Raw genomic sequence first — 16,263 nt, 5'->3', positions numbered from 1 at the left:
CCTGTGGACGGGGGTCAAACGATCCGGTTCCCCCGACGTTTGAATTCACGCCGCTGTTTTGCGGTCGGAATCGGGTAATAATCCTCCTCAGTTACAGGGTTCGCTCGAAGTTCGAATTCAGCGTCAGGGAATCGATCCAGAATATCGGAGGCTTGCTCCCCCCCGAGTTTCGCGAGCCGCTGAGTGAGAGAATGTAGTGTATCGTCGTCGCGGATCGGAAGTTCTCGTTGATCGAGTATTGCTCCGGCGTCGAACGCTTCAGTCATGACGTGGGCGGTATAACCGGTGAATTCCTCTCCATGAAATAATGCCCAGAACTCGGGTGCCGGTCCGCGATAATCGGGGAGCAGTGACGGGTGAAGATTGATCGCCCAGTCGGGGACGTCCAAGAGTTTTCGGGGGAATCGCTGGCCACAGAACACCGAGAGAATCAACTCCGGATTTTCTGATCGCATCCGCTCGACGAACGCATGGTCGGAGACATCCGCAACGACTTCGGTCGGTACGTCGTACAACGCTGCCGTATCCCGAACCGAGTGAAGCTTCCCCGTTACCGTCTGTTGCCAGTCCGGAGGGAGCATCGAGAGGACCCGCCCACGAGCGTACAGACCGCCCATTCTGAGGCCGTCGATCGGCCCGAACAATCGATACTGCTGTCGCATGAATCGTCCCAGGGGTTGTTCTGCGAACACCACGCGGTCGATGATTTCTGCGTGTTCTTCCAATGGATTCTGGAGAAGCGACGGGAGATAATATGGTGCCTCTGTAGTGAAAATCCAGACCGCCATTTGGTGAACCGTCACACGTAGGTGGCTTAAGTTCAGGTGATAATTTTCGAACCGGTTTTAACTCACAACATCAGCGCCGCCAGCGCCGCCGCCGTAAGCAGCGTGAGGAAGATCACGCTCCGGCCGATGTCGGCCCGCAGGTAGACGTCCTCGCCCTCGGAAATCCCGGCGACGCGCCGGACTGCCGCCTCCGGATGCGTGCCGACCTGCTTCAGCGTCGCAGCCGCGTCCATCACCAGTCGGTCGACGGCCGCCCACAGTTCGGTGACGCCCCAGACGAAGCCCCGGCCGGTGTAAAACACCGCCGGATTGATCACTCGCTCCATGTCCGGCAGGTGCGAGATCCGGGCGAGCGGCCCCTTCAGCGTGAAGAAGCCGACGAAGCCGGCCACGAGCAGCGCGAACCCTTCGATCAGGTGGCCCGTGCTGTACGGCGAGGTGTCCCAGGTCTCGGCGAACGGCAGCAGCTCGAACAGCGAGCCGTAGAAGATCCCGAAGTAGACACACAGGCCGGCGACTGCAACCATCCCGACTGTCTGGCCGACAGTCGAATCCTTCGGACGGATCTCCGGCGCGTTGTGGAAGAAGATGTACCAGCCGAGCTTGATGAAGGACATGAACGTGCCGACGCCGCCGACGATCAGCAGCCACCACAGCAGGTCCTCACCCAGGAACAGCGGTACGTTGCTCACCTCGTGGGCGGCGTCGATCACCATCCCTTTCGAAATAAAGCCAGTGAATCCGGGGACTGCGGTAATCGATGCGGCCCCGATCACGTAGACGACGAAGGTGACGGGCATCACCTTCCAGAGCCCGCCGAGCTTCCGGATGTCGTTGATCCCGGTCCGGTAGATCACGACGCCGACGGCCATGAACAGCAGGCTCTTGTACAGCACGTTGTTGAACGCGTGTGCCATCCCGCCGGCGACCGCGAAGTTGCCGAGATCGCCGCCGAGCGACGCGAGGCCGATTCCCGCGAGCATGTACCCAACCTGGGCCTGGATGTGATACGAGAGCAGCCGCCGGGGGTCGTACTGCAGCAGCGCGAAGAAGACCCCGTAGACGGCCATCGCACCGCCGAGATACGCAAGCCAGAGGCCGCCCTCCGGGAACGCCCGGTACATGGCGTAGACGGCGGTCTTGGTGGTGAACACCGACAGGAACACCGACGCCGCGACGTGGGGCCGCGGATAGGTGTCCGGCAGCCAGGTGTGCAGCCCGATGAACGCGCAGTTGACGCCGATCCCCAGCGCCGCCAAAAGCGCCGGCAGCGCCGCGACCGACGGCAGCGTCCCGAGGCTGCCCGCGATTCCGGTGCTGGCTTCGAAGAGGAACGACCCCACCTGGGCGTAATGGAGCGTCACCGCGCCCAGAAGGAGCGTGCCGCCGATCCCGTGGGCGATGGCGTAGCGGTAACCCGCCCGGACGGCCTCGCCGCCGTAGTGCCACACCAGAAGCGTCGACGTGACGGCCATCAGTTCCCAGAAGAACACCAGGGTGAGCCAGTCGCCGGCGAACACCATCCCCAGTGTACTGGAGACGTACGCGAGTGCAAAGCCTGTCTGGGCGCGCGCGGCGTCGCTGCCCCACGAGTACGCGACGGCGGCAGCCGCGAGGAAGCCGATCACGACGCCGTACAGCCGGGTGAACTGGTCGACGAAGATCGGCACCGTTTCGAAGCCCAGGAACTGTACGGTCGCGGGAGTCGTCGCCGGCATCACGAGCGACTGTCCGAGCACGAACAGCGCGGCGAGCATCCCGACCGCGTGGCCGGCGTGACGCGGCAATACGACCGCAAGCACGGCGGCGATCGCGACAGGCAGGAACGGCGGGATCGCGGCGAGTAGCTCGTTCATGGCATCACCCCCGCGTTCTCGACGATGAGTTCGATGAGCCCGAGGAACACCATCTTGTAGGGGACGATCCCGAGCAGCACCGCCCCCAGCGCCGCCGCCAGGATCGGCCCGAGCATGAACCAGGTCGTCTCACGCCCCGCGAGCGCCTCGCGGGCGGACAGCCGCCGCCAGCCACCCGCCGGCGGACCGCCGTGGTGGTGTTCGTCGTGGCCTTCGTGCGTTTCTCCGTGGCCTTCGTGGTGTTCGTCGTGGCCCTCCTGGGGTTCCTCGCGGTCGCCTTGATCCACTGTTTGATCCTCGTGACCGTCCTCGAGGTGGTCGCTCGGATATTTATCGACGGCGTAGTCGCCGGTGTCGACGGTGGGTGCGGGCTCCGAGAAGTCCCGCTCGCCCGGGGAGAAGTCCGGCTGTATCACGCTGTCGTCTTCCTCCGTTTCGGCGTCGGGAATGCGGGGAGAGTCGGCGTCCGTCTCGTCGTCGGTCGCGTCGTCGCTCTCGTCCTCCGGGGGTCGCCCGCCGTCGGTCGCCGCCAGTAGGGAGCGACGCTCGCCGCCCATGGGGGCATCGACCAGCGGTTTTGCGTCGTGGTCGTCCTCCGCCTCGAAGAAGGCGGTGTAGACGACCGGCCAGAAGTAGACGACGTTGAGCACGCCCGAGACGAGCAGGGCGCCGGCCAGATACAGGAACACCCCGCCGAGCTCCGCCGCGCCGATGAGCATGTAGTACTTCGAGACGAAGCCGGCCAGAAGCGGTATCCCCGCCATCCCCGCAGCCGTCACCGCGAACGCTCCAAGCGTCACCGGCATCCGTTTGCCGATGCCGGCCATCTGGGAGATGTAATCCGTGTGGGTCTCGACGTGGATCGCGCCAGCACAGAAGAACAGGGTGAGCTTCATGAACGCGTGGGCGGGGATGTGCAACAGCGCGCCGATCAGGCCGTACCAGCCGAACAGCCCCAACCCGAGCACGATGTACGACAGCTGTGACACCGTCGAATAGGCGAGCCGCTGTTTGAGGTGGTCCTTCCGGATCGCGATCAGCGACGCTGCCGTCAGCGTGAACGCCGCGAGCACCGAAAGCGCCAGTCCCATCCCCAGATCGAACGCGACCGCCGGGCCGAAGACGTCGAGCGTCACCCGGGCGACGCCGAACGCACCGGACTTGACGACCGCGACCGCGTGCAACAGCCCCGACACCGGCGTCGGCGCGACCATTGCCTCGGGAAGCCACTGGTGCAGCGGCATCAGGCCGGCTTTCACGCCGAACCCGACCGCCAGCAGCACGAACGTCAGCTTCGCGAGCCACGGGTCGGCGGCCGCGACGTCCGCCAGCATCGGGATCCCGCCGGCAGTGAAGTCGGTCGTGCCGGTCAGCCAGAACGTCAGCACCGTCCCGGCGAGCACGAGCACGCCGCCGCCGAAGAACGTGTAGGCGATGTACTTGCGGCCGGCCGACCGGGCGCGGTCGTCCTCGTCGTGGGCGACCAGCGGGTACGTCGCCACCGACAGCAGTTCGTAGAAGACGAAGATCGTCACGAGGTTCGACGCGAACGCGATCCCCATCGTCGCCGACAGCGAGACGGCGAACGAGGCGAAGTACCGCGTCTGCCCGTGTTCGTCGAGCCCGCGCATGTAGCCGATGCTGTACAGCGACGTGATGATCCACAGTCCGCTGGCGAGGAACGCAAACAGCATCCCCAGCGGATCCGCACGGAGTGCGAACTCGACGCCCGGGACGAACGTCCCGAACGACCAGACGAAGGTCGTGCCCGCGAGGACGGCCGGCAGCATGCTCGCGACGATGCCGAACTTCGCGAGCGCCGTGAGCATCGTCGCACCTTCGCGGTAGTTCGGTCGGCGGTGCAGCGCCACGATGGCGGCCGTGCCGACGAGCGAGACCAGAACCGCAGCCAGTGGTCGGTAGTCGAATACCTCCATTACAGAACCCTCCCGACGAACGGATCGATCAGCGACTCGAAGACGCTACCACCGAAGCCCAGCGCGACAACCCCGACCGCGGCCAGGACGACAAGCAGGACCATCACGGCGGAGACGCCAGCGCGCCGGCTCACCGGGACCGGAACCGCCGGCGGGACGTGCTCGTCGTGTCCGCCCTCGGGGGCGGGATCCGAACCGTCCCCTTCGGCGTGGGAACCGCCGTCGGTCGCCGGCCTCCCCGACCCGATCGGGTCGACCCCGCCGAGGTGTTCGACGCCGGCCGGGGTGAAGTAGAACTTCTCGAGCAGCCGGGCGACGTACGCCAGGGTCAAAAGCGTCGACAGGAAGACGACGCCGGCAACGAGCCAGTGTCCCCCCTCGATCGCCCCCAGTGCGATGTACCACTTGCCGAGGAAGCCGATCGACGGCGGGATCCCCACGAGCGCAAGCCCCAGCACGGAGATCGCCCCGGCCGTGTACGGGGCCCTGGCGGAGAGGCCTGCGTACTCGCGAAGGGTCCGGACGCCGTAGGCCGCCGCGAGCACGCCGGCACCCATGAACAGCGCCCCCTTCATCAGGCCGTGACCCACGAGGTGGATGATCGCCCCCGTGAGGGCGGTGTCGTTCGCGATCAGCACCGCAGCGGCGATCATCCCGAACTGGGCGACCGACGAGTACGCGAGCATCCGTTTGATCTCGGACTGGGAGACCGCAAGCACCGACCCTGCGAGAATGCTCACTGTCGCCAGGAACAACACGCCGTCGGTGATCGCGGGGTTGGCCGCGAGGAAGTCGACGGTGAACACCGTGTACACGACCCGGATCAAGGCGTAGGCGGCGACCGTCGACACCAGCGCCGAGATCAGCGCGCTCACGCTGTCTGGGGCGTGCTGGTAGGCGTCCGGCTGCCAGGTGTGGACCGGGAACAGCGCGATCTTGATCGCGAAACCCGCGACGATGAACCCGAACGCCGCCTGCATCAGCGTGTCGGTGTAGCCGACGTCGGCAAGCGCCGTCTGCAGGTCGATCATGTTCAGCGTCCCGGTCGCGAGGAAGGCGTAGCCGACGCCGATGAGGTACAGCGACGCGCCGACCGTCCCGATGAACAGGTACTTGAGCGCGGCGTAGGCGGCCTCGCCCGAACGGTCGGCTGCGACGAGCGCGTACGTCGTCAGCCCGACAATTTCTAGGAACACGAACATGTTGAACAGGTCGCCCGTCAGCGAGACGCCCATCAGGCCGCCGACCAGGAGGAGGTAGCCGCTGTAGAACGGGTTCCCCCGCGGGCCGGCGGTTCGGGCGTACAGCACGACCGCGAACGACACCAGCGCGACGAGGAGCACGACCAGCGTCGACAGTTCGTCGCCGACGAGTTCGATCCCGATCGGCCGAGGGAACCCGCCGAGTTCGTGGTACAGCGGACCGTCGGTGAACACCTCGCGGGCAGCACCGCCGGCGACGACGAGAACGACGAGCGTCGTTGCTGCAGCGACCGGCCAGCCGACGTTCTCGAACCGGAGGCCGAACGCGAGCGGGAGCACCGCGGCCAGGATCGGGATCGCGACCAGCAGTGGGAGCAACACGTCAGTCATCGTTCACCTCTCCGTTCTCGCGGACGATTTCCCTGAGTACGTCCATCCGGAGCGTTCCGAACTCCGAGTACACCCGGATGCTGAGCGCGAGCCCCACCGCGGTGAGGCTTACGCCCACGACGATGGCGGTGAGCACGATCACGTGCGGCAGCGGACTGACGTACGTCTCGGGTGCGCCGGCGGGGATCACCGGTGACGATCCCCCTTCGACGTACGCCGCAGCGATGAAAAACAGGAACACGGCGGTCTGAAACAGGTTCAGCCCGATCAGCTTCTTGACGATATTTCGGTTCGCGATCATCATGTACAGTCCGATACAGACCAGCAGTACGAACGCAATGTAGGCGTGTCTCGTCGTGAGTAGTTCGATCATCCTGACACCTCCTCGGAGTCGTCGGTTTCCTCGGTTGGCAGCCGACCTGCGTCGAGAGCAACTGCGGAAAAGCCCGCAGCGAGCGCAAAGAAGAGGCCGACGAGTACCGACGCGACGATCAGCGCGATTCCGCCGATCTCGACGGTTTCCATCCCCCACTTCGTCATCTCGTTGGGCGGAAGCGCTACGAGTGGTTCGAGGAGGGGGGCGAGCATCGGGTAATCGAGGAAGTTGCCGCCCAGGGCGACCGTGAGGACGCCGACGCCGCCGAAGATCACGACGCCGACAGCCGCGAGCCCGACGATGACCGCGTTTTCGAGCCACCGCCTCGTGGCCTCGATGCCGAACGCGAACGCGATCATGTAAACGACAGCCGCCATGATCGCGCCGCCCTGGAACCCCCCGCCGGGGGACCCGGCGCCGTGGAACGTCACGAACAGCCCGTAGGTGAACACGAACAGTGCGACCACGCGCACGGTCGACATGATCACCTGGCTCTCCGTATACGGCTGCTGTCTGACTTCGTCGAGGTCGGTCATGTGAACACCTCCCTGTTGAGGGCGATCAGAACCGCGATCCCGGCCGCGAACACGACGACCGCCTCGCCGAAGGTGTCGAACGCACGGTAGCCGGCGAGGACGGCCATTACGGCGTTTTCGACGCCGGTTTCGGGATACGCGTTCTGGATGTAGTAGCCAGTCACCTCGGGATTGGCCCACGCCGGTGCGTCGGGATCCCCAACCGGATAGATCGACGGGACTGTCGCGAGCATGAGCGCGCCGAGGAACCCGACGACGCCGACTGCCGGCCACGAAATCGGTTCGAAGGTTCGCTCGTGGTCCAGCCGGACCGTCTTCGCGATCGTCAAAAGCAGCAGAATCGTCGTCACGCCCGCACCGATCGCCGCCTCGGTGAGCGCGACGTCGGGCGCGCGGTAGAACGTGTACAGCACCGCCATTCCGAGGCTGTAGGCGCCGAACACGACGATCGACGCCAGCACGTCGCGGAACAACGCCGTCGCGATCGCCGTCGCGATCACGAACACGATCAGGGTGGCTTCGATCGGCGTCACGGCTGTTCACCCCCCTCCTCGTCGAGTTCGGTCCACGGTTCGATCCCTTCCTCGAAGGCGGCACGGGCGATCGCGTGTGCCGCCGTCGGATTGGTCAGGAAGATGAAAAACAAAAGGAAGACGGTTTTCACCGTGGTCGGCTCCCAGCCGAGTGTGATCGCGACGGCCGCGAGCGCAAAGCCCGCCCCGAGCGTGTCGGCCTGAGAGGCCGTGTGGGCGCGGGCGTACACGTCGGGCAGCCGGATCACGCCGGTCGCGGACACGAGGGTGAAAAACAGCCCCGTGATTGCGAGTAGGAGGACGAGCACCACGCGAACCAGCTCGAGGTCGCTCATATGACTCCCCCCTGTTCGACGGTGAACTTCGAGATCGCGACCGACATCAGGAAGTTCAACAGCGCGTACACCAGCGCGATGTCCAGGAACCACGGCTCGTTGAGCGCCGCACCCAGAAGTGCGAGGATGACGACGGTGTTGGTTCCGAGGACGTTCACCGCAAGCACCCGGTCCTGGATCGTCGGACCGTCGATCGCGCGGTACAGCATCGCGATCGCGAGCGCAACGAACAGCGCCGCGATCGCGATCAGTATTTCACCGAGCGAGAAGCCGGCCACGACGGTGGTCTCGACGAAACTCATTCGTCGTTCACCTCCCGTTCTTCGTCGGAGCCGTCGTCGTCGGGATCGGCGTCCGGAGGCCCGTCCTCGATAACTGCGTCGGCTTCAGGTCCCTGGAGGATCTCCGTGTCGCCTCGCTCTTCCGGGCTCGCGATCCGTGCGGCCTCCCGACCGTAGAAGACGAACCGGACCCACCGCTCCAGCGAGCCGGCGAACAGCCCGTCCCGGGCCGACGGCACCAGCGAGTGAACGTAGAGGTCCTGATCCCGTGCCCGCACGGTGAGCGTTCCGGGCGTCAGCGTGATGCTGTTCGCGAGCGTCGTGAGCTGGACGCCCGGACCAACGTACACCCGCACCCGGGTGAGTCGCGGTTTGATCGGCATCGACGGACGGAGGATCACCGACGCGATGATCAGGTTGGACTTGACGATCTCGACGAACAGGTACGGGACGTAGACGGCCAGCCGGAGCAGGCGGAGCGGTGTCTCCGGGAACGAGGGGTCGCGATCGATCGTAATCGTCGAGAGCACTCCCGCGACGATCGCGGCGCTGACCGCACCGGTAACGACGTCGAACAGTCCGGAAAATCCGCCCAAAACGAGATAAAACAGATAGGAAACGCCGAACACGAACAGGAACCGTCCGGCAGAAAGCTCGCGGGCGAGCCGCTGTCGCCTGGAGGGCCGCTCGACCGGGGCCTCCTCGACGGTCAATCCGCGCGCTTCGAGTTCGAAATCCAGTGGTTGATGCAGCGTCGACCGCCCGACGAGACTGTATTCTGGATCCATCAGAACTGTCTCGATCCCGTGTTCGTCGGTGTATTCGAAGAGCAGTTCCGCGTAGTCGTCCGCTCCGAAGAGGTACTCTCCGTGTCCGAGGACCGCCGTGTGGACCGTTTCGTCCGTGATCGTCCCCTCGTAGCCCGCCTCCTCTGCGTCGTATCGACACCACACCTCGATCCGGTCGAGGAGATCCGTCGCCTCCGCGTATCGCCCGGACGATCCGGGGTCGTCGTCCCGCCAGGTCGCGAGATAGACGAAGTGGAGTTCGGGCTCGCCGTCCGCGGCGGCGATCTGCTCGACTGCGTGCGCGACTGTTTTGCGAACCGTTGCGGTGTTCTTCACCGGTACCAGTAGCCGTCCACGCTCAGCCGGCACCGAACCACCTCCTGTCGGGTTCGTCCGCGAGTCTCATCACCAACAAGGTCCGACTACCCGCTCAAAACTCTACTTATCTCGACCGAGGAGAGGGACCGGTCGTCTCCGAGATTGGACTGCTCTCAGGTTCAAAAGCCCTTGCCGAGCAGTTCCCGTGCGATGATGTTCTTCTGGATCTCGCTGGTCCCTTCGTAGATCTGGGTGATCTTCGCGTCGCGGAAGAGTCGCTCTACGTCGTGGTCGTTGACGTACCCCGCGCCGCCGTGGATCTGCACCGCCTCGTCGGTGACGTCGCGGGCTACCCTCGAGGCGAATTCCTTGGCCATCGACGCCAGCATCGTGAGGTCGTCGCCGCCGTTGTCGACGCTCCAGGCCGACTTGTACGTCAGCTGCCGGGCGGCCTCCGTTCGGGTGTGCATGTCCGCGAGCTTGTGCTGGATCGACTGGAACTCGCTGATCGACCGGCCGAACTGCTCGCGCTCCTGTGCGTACTCCAGGGCGCGCTCGGCGGCGCCTTTCGCGATCCCGACGCCCTGGGCGGCGACGGCGGTCCGCGTCTCGTCGAAGAACTGCATCAGCTGCAGGAACCCCATCCCGCGGGTTCCAATGAGGTTCTCCTCGGGGACGCGGACGTCGTCGAAGATCAGCTCGGCGGTGTCGCTGGCACGGATTCCCAGCTTTCCGGTGATCTTGTCAGCGGAGAAGCCGTCACGGTCCGCCTCGACGAGGATCTGGGAGTACCCCGAATAGCGGTCTTCGACCTCGGGATCCGTCTCGCACACCACCACGAAGTAGTCGGCGACGGTCCCGTTGGTGATCCACATCTTGTTCCCGTTTATCACCCACTCGTCGCCGTCCTTTTCCGCCCGGGTGCTGATCGAGGTGACGTCCGATCCCGCCTGCGGCTCGCTGATCGCCGATCCCATCACGGCCTCGCCCTCCGCGAGCGGCGGGAGAACCTCCTGTTTCTGTTCTTCGGTGCCGAACTCCATGATCGCCTCGGCGCCGAACCCGGCGCTGGTGATGCACAGTCCGATCCCGGGATCTGCAGCGAACAACTCCTCGGTCAGGATGCACATTTCGACCGACGAGTACCCAACCCCCCCGTAGTCGATCGGGATGTGCGGCGCGAGAAGGCCCATTTCGGCGGCTTTGTCCATCACCTCGTGGGGATACTCCTCGTTGACGTCGTACTCGGTCGCGACCGGCCGGATCTCGTTTTCCGCGAACCGTCGCACTTCCTCGCGGAGTGCCCTTTGCTCGTCGGTTAGTTCGAAGTCCATACTCGAGTATGCACACCGCGGTATGATACACGTTTCCAAACATCAGTAAACAAATTTAGAGTTCACAGCACGTTCGAACGTCCACCATGGCCCACAGGAGCGGAGCTTTTCAGCCCCCGGTACCAAGGGCAGATATGTCCGCCCGCGACGACGAGGAACTCCGCGAGCTGCTCGGGGAGCTGGAGTCGACCCTGGAGGAGCTCAGAACCCAACTGCGAGCCGAGGGGCGGAGTCGAGGGTTGCCGCGACCACCGACCCCGGGAGAACTCCTTCGGTTCACCGACCGGTACACGATTCCGACCGTGATCGCGATGCTCGAGGCGACGATCCGGTCGCTGGAGCTGTTGCAGGCGGTTCTCAGACTCGCGGACCCGAACCGCTCCGGGATCGAGGCCGCCGGGGCCGGCCACGAGACACGGGACCGGCTGTCCGGCGCCAGAACCGAAGCGTCGAACCAGCTCTCTTCGGCGCTTTCACAGCTGCGAACCGCGCTGTCGGAGGCGAACGAAAACCTGCCCGACGAGCCCGAGGCGCGGTCGGTGATCGAGGACGCGAGGGAACTGAGCCGCGAAATCGAACGGAAACTCGATGGAGAAGAGCAGCGGGAGGGGACCGGTGCAGGGCGAGACAGTGGCGCGAGCGGCCCAGAGACGAACGATACGAGCCCCTCGGGAGCGGTCACGATCGACGTGACCGGGGAGTCCGATGAGAGATCCGACTCGGCGGATGCACAAAACGAGGAAACCGAGCCGGACGAGCTCGAGGGACCGGACGGGGACGAAGAGTCTAACGGAGATGAAGAGCCGGAAGTCGACGTCGACGCGGAACTCGAATCGATCAAACGCGAACTCGGTGACGGAGAGAGCCGAAACTCGGACTCGGATCAGTCTTCGGATGCAGACGGAGAGGACCCGGACGATACCCCCGCCGACAACTAACCTCCAGCGCGTGTCATCCCGCTACCGGACGGTCGTGGCGTCGTCGGGCGCTGGAACGGCGTCGGAGTCGGTGCTGGCACCGACGGCTGCGCTCGGCGGGAGCTCCTCGCGGACGTCGGCGCGGCCCTCCTGTTCGATCACGCTGGCGTAGGCGTCGGGGAAGACACGGACGAAGTCGTCGACGACGCCCGGCCACGAGTCGAGCAGTTCGTCGGCCCTGGCAGATCCCGTCAGGGCAGCGTGGTTCTCGACCAGTCGCCTGATCATCCGTTCGTCGCGTTTCGACAGCTCCCGGGAGAGGCTCACCATGCCGGTGTTGACCGTCCGTTCGAACGTTCCCTCGGGATCGTACACGTACGCGACGCCGCCAGACATCCCGGCGGCGAAGTTCCGTCCCGTCTCGCCGAGCACGACCACGACGCCGCCGGTCATGTACTCACAGCCGTGGTCGCCCAGCCTCTCCACGACCGCCTTCGCTCCGGAGTTTCTCACGCCGAACCGCTCGCCTGCGGCGCCGTTGACGTAACACTCCCCATCAGTCGCGCCGTAGAGGGCGACGTTGCCGACGACCACGTTTTCGGCGGGATCGTACGCGGCCTCGGTTGGGGTCTCGACGACGACCCGTCCGCCGGAGAGTCCCTTCCCGAGGTAGTCGTTGGCCGCCCCCTCGAGTTCGAAGGCGACGCCGGAGGCCAGGAAGGCACCGAAGCTCTGTCCGGCGACCCCCGAGAAGTCGACGGAGATCGTCTCCGGCGGGAGCCCGGACGCCCCGTGAGCGGCCGACACCCGGTTCGACAGGGTCGCACCGACTGCCCGATCGACATTGGAAATCTCCGCCGAGAGCGACACCGACTCCCCGTCGTCGATGGCCGCGTCGGCGGCGTCGATGAGTTTCCAGTCGAGCTGGTCGTCGATGTCGACGTGGGACTGTGGCCGGGTTTTGGTCCGCCGGTCGCCCGCCTGTTCGGCGACGACCGATGAAAGGTCAAGCGCCTTCGCTCGCGGGTGGTCAGTCTCCCGCTGGACGAGCAGTGACGGCCGGCCGATCATCCCTTCCAGCGACCTGAAGCCGAGCTCGGCCATGATCTCCCGCAGTTCGCGGGCGATGAACGTCATGTAGTTGATGACGTGGTCGGGCTGTCCCGGGAAACGATTGCGCAGTTCTTCACGCTGAGTCGCGACGCCGACCGGACAGGTGTTTTCGTGACACTGACGGGCCATCACGCAGCCGGAGGTGACAAGCGAGGCGGTGCCGAAGACGTACTCCTCGGCACCCAACAGTGCTGCCACGGCGACGTCGCGCCCCGTCTGGAGGCCGCCGTCGGTCGACACCCTGATCCGGTCGCGGAGTCCGGTTGTCCGCAACATCTGGGTGGTCTCTGCGAGGCCGAGCTCCCAGGGTACGCCGGCGTTTTTGATGCTCGTCTTCGGCGAGGCGCCGGTGCCTCCCGAGTGGCCGGAGACGTGGACGACGTCGGCGTTCGCCTTCGCGACGCCGGCGGCGATCGTTCCGATCCCCGCCTCCGCGACGAGCTTCACGTTGACGTCGGCCTCCGGGTTCGCGGCCTTCAGGTCGTGGATCAGCTGTTTGAGGTCCTCGATGGAGTAGATATCGTGCTGGGGCGGCGGGGAGATGAGCCCGACGCCGGGGGTCGAGTGACGGACGTGGGCGATCATCTCGTTTACCTTCTTGCCGGGGAGATGGCCCCCTTCCCCGGGTTTGGATCCCTGGGCCATCTTGATCTGGAGCTCGTCGGCCGACTGGAGATACCGGCTGGTGACACCGAACCGTCCCGAGGCCACCTGCTTTACGTTGCACTCTTTTTCCGTGTCGAAGCGTTCGGGAGGCTCCCCACCCTCCCCGGTGTTGGATTTCCCGCCGATCCGGTTCATCGCAATCGAGTTGTTCTCGTGGGCTTCCGGCGAGAGGCTCCCGAGGCTCATCGCGGCCGTCGAGAAGCACTGGACGATCTCTTCGACCGGCTCGACTTCCTCGAGCGGAACCGGAGACCTGTCGGAGTCGAACTCGAGGAGCCCCCGCAGCGTGTGGAGGGTTTCGGTTTCGTCGTTGACGAGATTCGCGAACTCCTGGTAGGTCTCGTAGTCCCCCGACCGGACCGCCTGCTGGAGCGTGCCGACGGTCTGCGGGTTCCAGCTGTGATGGAGCCCCGACGAGCGGTTCTCGTACTCCCCGTGGGTCTCGAGTTCGGGATCGCTGCCGAAGCCGACCGCGTGTCGCTTCCGGACGTCGAGTTCGATCCGCGCGAGATCGATCCCCTCGGTCCGGATCTCGGTTCCTTCGAAGTACTCCGCGACGAGCCCGGAGTCGAGTCCGACCGCCTCGAAGATCTGGGCGCCCTGGTAGGATTCGACCGTCGAGATCCCCATCTTGGCCATCGTCTTGAGCAGTCCGTCCTCCAGCGCCGTCCGGTAGGCGGCGACCGCCTCGTCGGGATCTGCGCCGTCGGGGCCAGCGACGAGGTCCTCGATCGATCGGTACGCGAGGTAGGGGTTGACTGCGCCGGCGCCGTAGCCGACGAGCGTTGCGAGGTGGTGAACCTCGCGGGGGTCCCCGGACTCGACGACCAGCCCGGCGTGGTTGCGTAGTCCCTCCCGGACGAGGTCGTGATGGACCGCACCCGTCGCGAGGAGGCTCGGGATCGGGAGCCGCTCGGGGCCGATCTCGCGGTCGGACAGCACCAGCAGGTCGGCGCCGGATTCGATCGCCTCGCGGGCGTCCGCCCGGGCCCGCTCGATCGCGTCCTCGAGGCCCTCTTCGGGGGCGAACGTGACGTCGATCACGGCGGAGTCGAACCGGTCGTCGTCGCCCTCGCCGAACCGCGTTATCGCCGCCGTCTCGGCGTCGGTGAGCACCGGCGTCTCGCAGACGAGCTGGCGGGCGTGTTCCGGCGACTCCGAAAGCAGGTTGCGCTGGTGGCCCAGACGCGACTCGAGTGAGGTGATCAGCTCCTCCCTGATGTAGTCGATCGGCGGGTTCGACACCTGCGCGAACAGCTGCTTGAAGTACGTGAAAAGCGGGCGGTCGAACTCCGACAGCACGGAAAGCGGAGTGTCGTCCCCCATCGATCCGACCGGATCCTTCCCGTCGCGGGCCATCGGCTCGAGCAAGTGATCGAGCTGGTCGGTCGTGTAGCCGAACGCGGTCTGGTGGGCGCGGAGCGATTCGACGGGGGAATCACCGTTCCCTCCCCGGTTCGTCCCGGTGGTGACCTCCTCGAGGGTCTGCTGTTCTCCGTCGACCCACCTGCCGTACTTCTCGTCGACGAGGTCTTCGAACACTTCGTCGTCCGGGATCACCCGGCCTTCCTCGGGATCTGCGACGAACAGCTGTCCCGGTTGGAGTCGACCACGGGTTTCGATTTCGGCGGGGTCGGTCTCGAGTGCGCCGGCCTCGCTGGCCATCACGAGCCGGTTGTCGGTCGTGACGTCGTACCGGCACGGTCGGAGCCCGTTGCGATCGAGCACGCCGGCGACCCGCTCGCCGTCGAAGCCGACCACGAGCGCCGGGCCGTCCCACGGTTCCACGAGCGAGGCGTGGAAGTCGTACCAGCTCTTGCGGTCCTCGTCCATCAGCGAGTCTCCGCGGAACGCCTCGGGAACGAGCATCCGCAAGGCGTGCGGGAGCTCGCGACCCCCCTGCAGTAACAGCTCCAGGGCGTTGTCGACGGAGGCGGTGTCGGACTGTTCGGGGTCGTCGATCACCGGCCGGATCGTGTCGAGATGTTCGCTCAGCTTTGGGTGTTCCAGATCCGTCTCGCGGGCCCGCATCCAGTTTATGTTTCCCCGGATCGTGTTGAACTCGCCGTTGTGGATGATTGTCCGGTACGGATGCGCGAGGTGCCACGCTCCCAGCGTGTTCGTCGAGAACCGCGCGTGGACGAGGACGACACCGCTTTCGACGCGTTCGTCCCTGAGGTCGGGGTAGTAGCTCGACAGCTGCGTCCCTTTCAGCAGTCCTTTATAAACTACCCGGCGACGATCGAGCGACGGCACGTGGAACCGTTCGGCGCCGTCGACGTCGGCCGCCCGAGACTCGATCGCTTTCCGTGCGACGTACAGCGATCGATCAAAGGCGTCGATGGCGACATCGCTTTCGGCCGGGACACAGAACGCCTGCCAGACGTCGGGTTCCGACTCGCGAGCCGTGGCACCCAGGTCCGCGCTGTCGGTCGGCACGTCCCGCCAGGCGAGGACCTCGATGTCGTACTCCGCAAGCGCGTCCTCGACGAGCTCCTGGAGCCGCCGACGAACTGTCGGATCCTGTGGCATGAAAAAGCTGCCGACGCCGTACTCTTCGGGCAGGTCGGCGTCGACTATCGCCCTGAAAAATCGGTCGGGTCGCTGGAACATGATCCCGGCGCCGTCGCCGGTGTTCGGCTCCGCGCCGGTTGTCCCGCGATGTTCGAGGTTCGCGAGCAGTTCCAGCGCGTCCGAGACGTTGTCGTGGTCGACGCCGCCGTCGAGGTCGACGATCACGCCGACGCCGCAGTTCGACCGGTCGTCGTCGGGCGCGGCGAGCCCCGCCCGCGAGCCGGGTGTGTCACTACGTGGCTCGGTCATACACCGGCCTCTGGAACCGTCCTATAAAGGGTCTCTCATAAATGAAATAGGGGCACTAACCCACACATTA

General features: G+C 65.5%; 12 protein-coding genes and 1 pseudogene. 1 reads left to right on the top strand and 12 read right to left on the bottom strand.

Features of this window, described 5'->3' with window-relative positions; all coding sequences use genetic code 11:
- Window positions 1-14: 14 nt before the first annotated feature.
- From RH858_RS10010 to RH858_RS09960, 11 genes and pseudogenes are all read right to left on the bottom strand, one after another.
- On the bottom strand, window positions 15-803 hold the full coding sequence (locus RH858_RS10010) for a formyltransferase family protein (protein WP_310561729.1): 789 nt from the start codon (window positions 801-803) through the stop codon (window positions 15-17).
- 47 nt (window positions 804-850) lie between these two features.
- Window positions 851-2,644 carry a Na(+)/H(+) antiporter subunit D gene (locus RH858_RS10005; protein ID WP_310561728.1) on the bottom strand — a complete coding sequence of 598 codons (1,794 nt, stop codon included), beginning with the start codon at window positions 2,642-2,644 and terminating at the stop codon, window positions 851-853.
- Complete coding sequence (locus RH858_RS10000; RefSeq protein ID WP_310561727.1) at window positions 2,641-4,581, bottom strand: cation:proton antiporter; 1,941 nt, start codon at window positions 4,579-4,581, stop codon at window positions 2,641-2,643. Before RH858_RS10000 ends, RH858_RS10005 begins: the two co-directional genes overlap by 4 nt.
- The gene (locus RH858_RS09995) at window positions 4,581-6,173 is read right to left on the bottom strand and encodes a monovalent cation/H+ antiporter subunit D family protein (protein WP_310561726.1); all 1,593 of its coding nucleotides are present in this window, start codon (window positions 6,171-6,173) and stop codon (window positions 4,581-4,583) included. Before RH858_RS09995 ends, RH858_RS10000 begins: the two co-directional genes overlap by 1 nt.
- Window positions 6,166-6,546, bottom strand: a complete 381-nt coding sequence (locus RH858_RS09990) for a cation:proton antiporter subunit C (protein WP_310561725.1) — start codon at window positions 6,544-6,546, stop codon at window positions 6,166-6,168. The genes RH858_RS09995 and RH858_RS09990 overlap by 8 nt, the downstream gene beginning before the upstream one ends.
- A gap of 65 nt (window positions 6,547-6,611) precedes the next feature.
- A pseudogene (locus RH858_RS09985) lies at window positions 6,612-7,064 on the bottom strand (MnhB domain-containing protein); the annotation flags it as partial.
- Between the two features lie 17 nt (window positions 7,065-7,081).
- Window positions 7,082-7,618 carry a DUF4040 domain-containing protein gene (locus RH858_RS09980; RefSeq protein ID WP_259535022.1) on the bottom strand — a complete coding sequence of 179 codons (537 nt, stop codon included), beginning with the start codon at window positions 7,616-7,618 and terminating at the stop codon, window positions 7,082-7,084.
- Window positions 7,615-7,953: a monovalent cation/H(+) antiporter subunit G gene (gene mnhG / locus RH858_RS09975; RefSeq protein ID WP_259535023.1), complete on the bottom strand. Its 339-nt coding sequence runs from the start codon at window positions 7,951-7,953 to the stop codon at window positions 7,615-7,617. Before mnhG ends, RH858_RS09980 begins: the two co-directional genes overlap by 4 nt.
- Entirely contained in the window at window positions 7,950-8,255 is a 306-nt protein-coding gene (locus RH858_RS09970; RefSeq protein ID WP_259535024.1) for a cation:proton antiporter, read from the bottom strand. Before RH858_RS09970 ends, mnhG begins: the two co-directional genes overlap by 4 nt.
- Entirely contained in the window at window positions 8,252-9,391 is a 1,140-nt protein-coding gene (locus tag RH858_RS09965) for a monovalent cation/H+ antiporter subunit E (protein WP_259535026.1), read from the bottom strand. The genes RH858_RS09970 and RH858_RS09965 overlap by 4 nt, the downstream gene beginning before the upstream one ends.
- Window positions 9,392-9,519: 128 nt before the next feature.
- A complete protein-coding gene (locus tag RH858_RS09960) occupies window positions 9,520-10,674 on the bottom strand; it encodes an acyl-CoA dehydrogenase family protein (RefSeq protein WP_259535027.1) in 1,155 nt (384 codons plus the stop codon).
- A 134-nt stretch (window positions 10,675-10,808) separates the two neighbouring features.
- Between RH858_RS09960 and RH858_RS09955 the strand changes: the two genes are divergently transcribed.
- Window positions 10,809-11,612: a hypothetical protein gene (locus tag RH858_RS09955; RefSeq protein ID WP_259535030.1), complete on the top strand. Its 804-nt coding sequence runs from the start codon at window positions 10,809-10,811 to the stop codon at window positions 11,610-11,612.
- A gap of 21 nt (window positions 11,613-11,633) precedes the next feature.
- On the opposite strand, the gene gltB is transcribed toward RH858_RS09955, so the two are convergent.
- The gene (gltB, locus tag RH858_RS09950) at window positions 11,634-16,193 is read right to left on the bottom strand and encodes a glutamate synthase large subunit (RefSeq protein ID WP_310561724.1); all 4,560 of its coding nucleotides are present in this window, start codon (window positions 16,191-16,193) and stop codon (window positions 11,634-11,636) included.
- Between the last annotated feature and the right edge of the window lie 70 nt (window positions 16,194-16,263).

Origin of the sequence: Halalkaliarchaeum sp. AArc-GB (assembly GCF_031432225.1) — an archaeon.
Lineage (GTDB): Archaea > Halobacteriota > Halobacteria > Halobacteriales > Haloferacaceae > Halalkaliarchaeum.
This window is presented reverse-complemented; position numbering and strand designations above follow the sequence as displayed.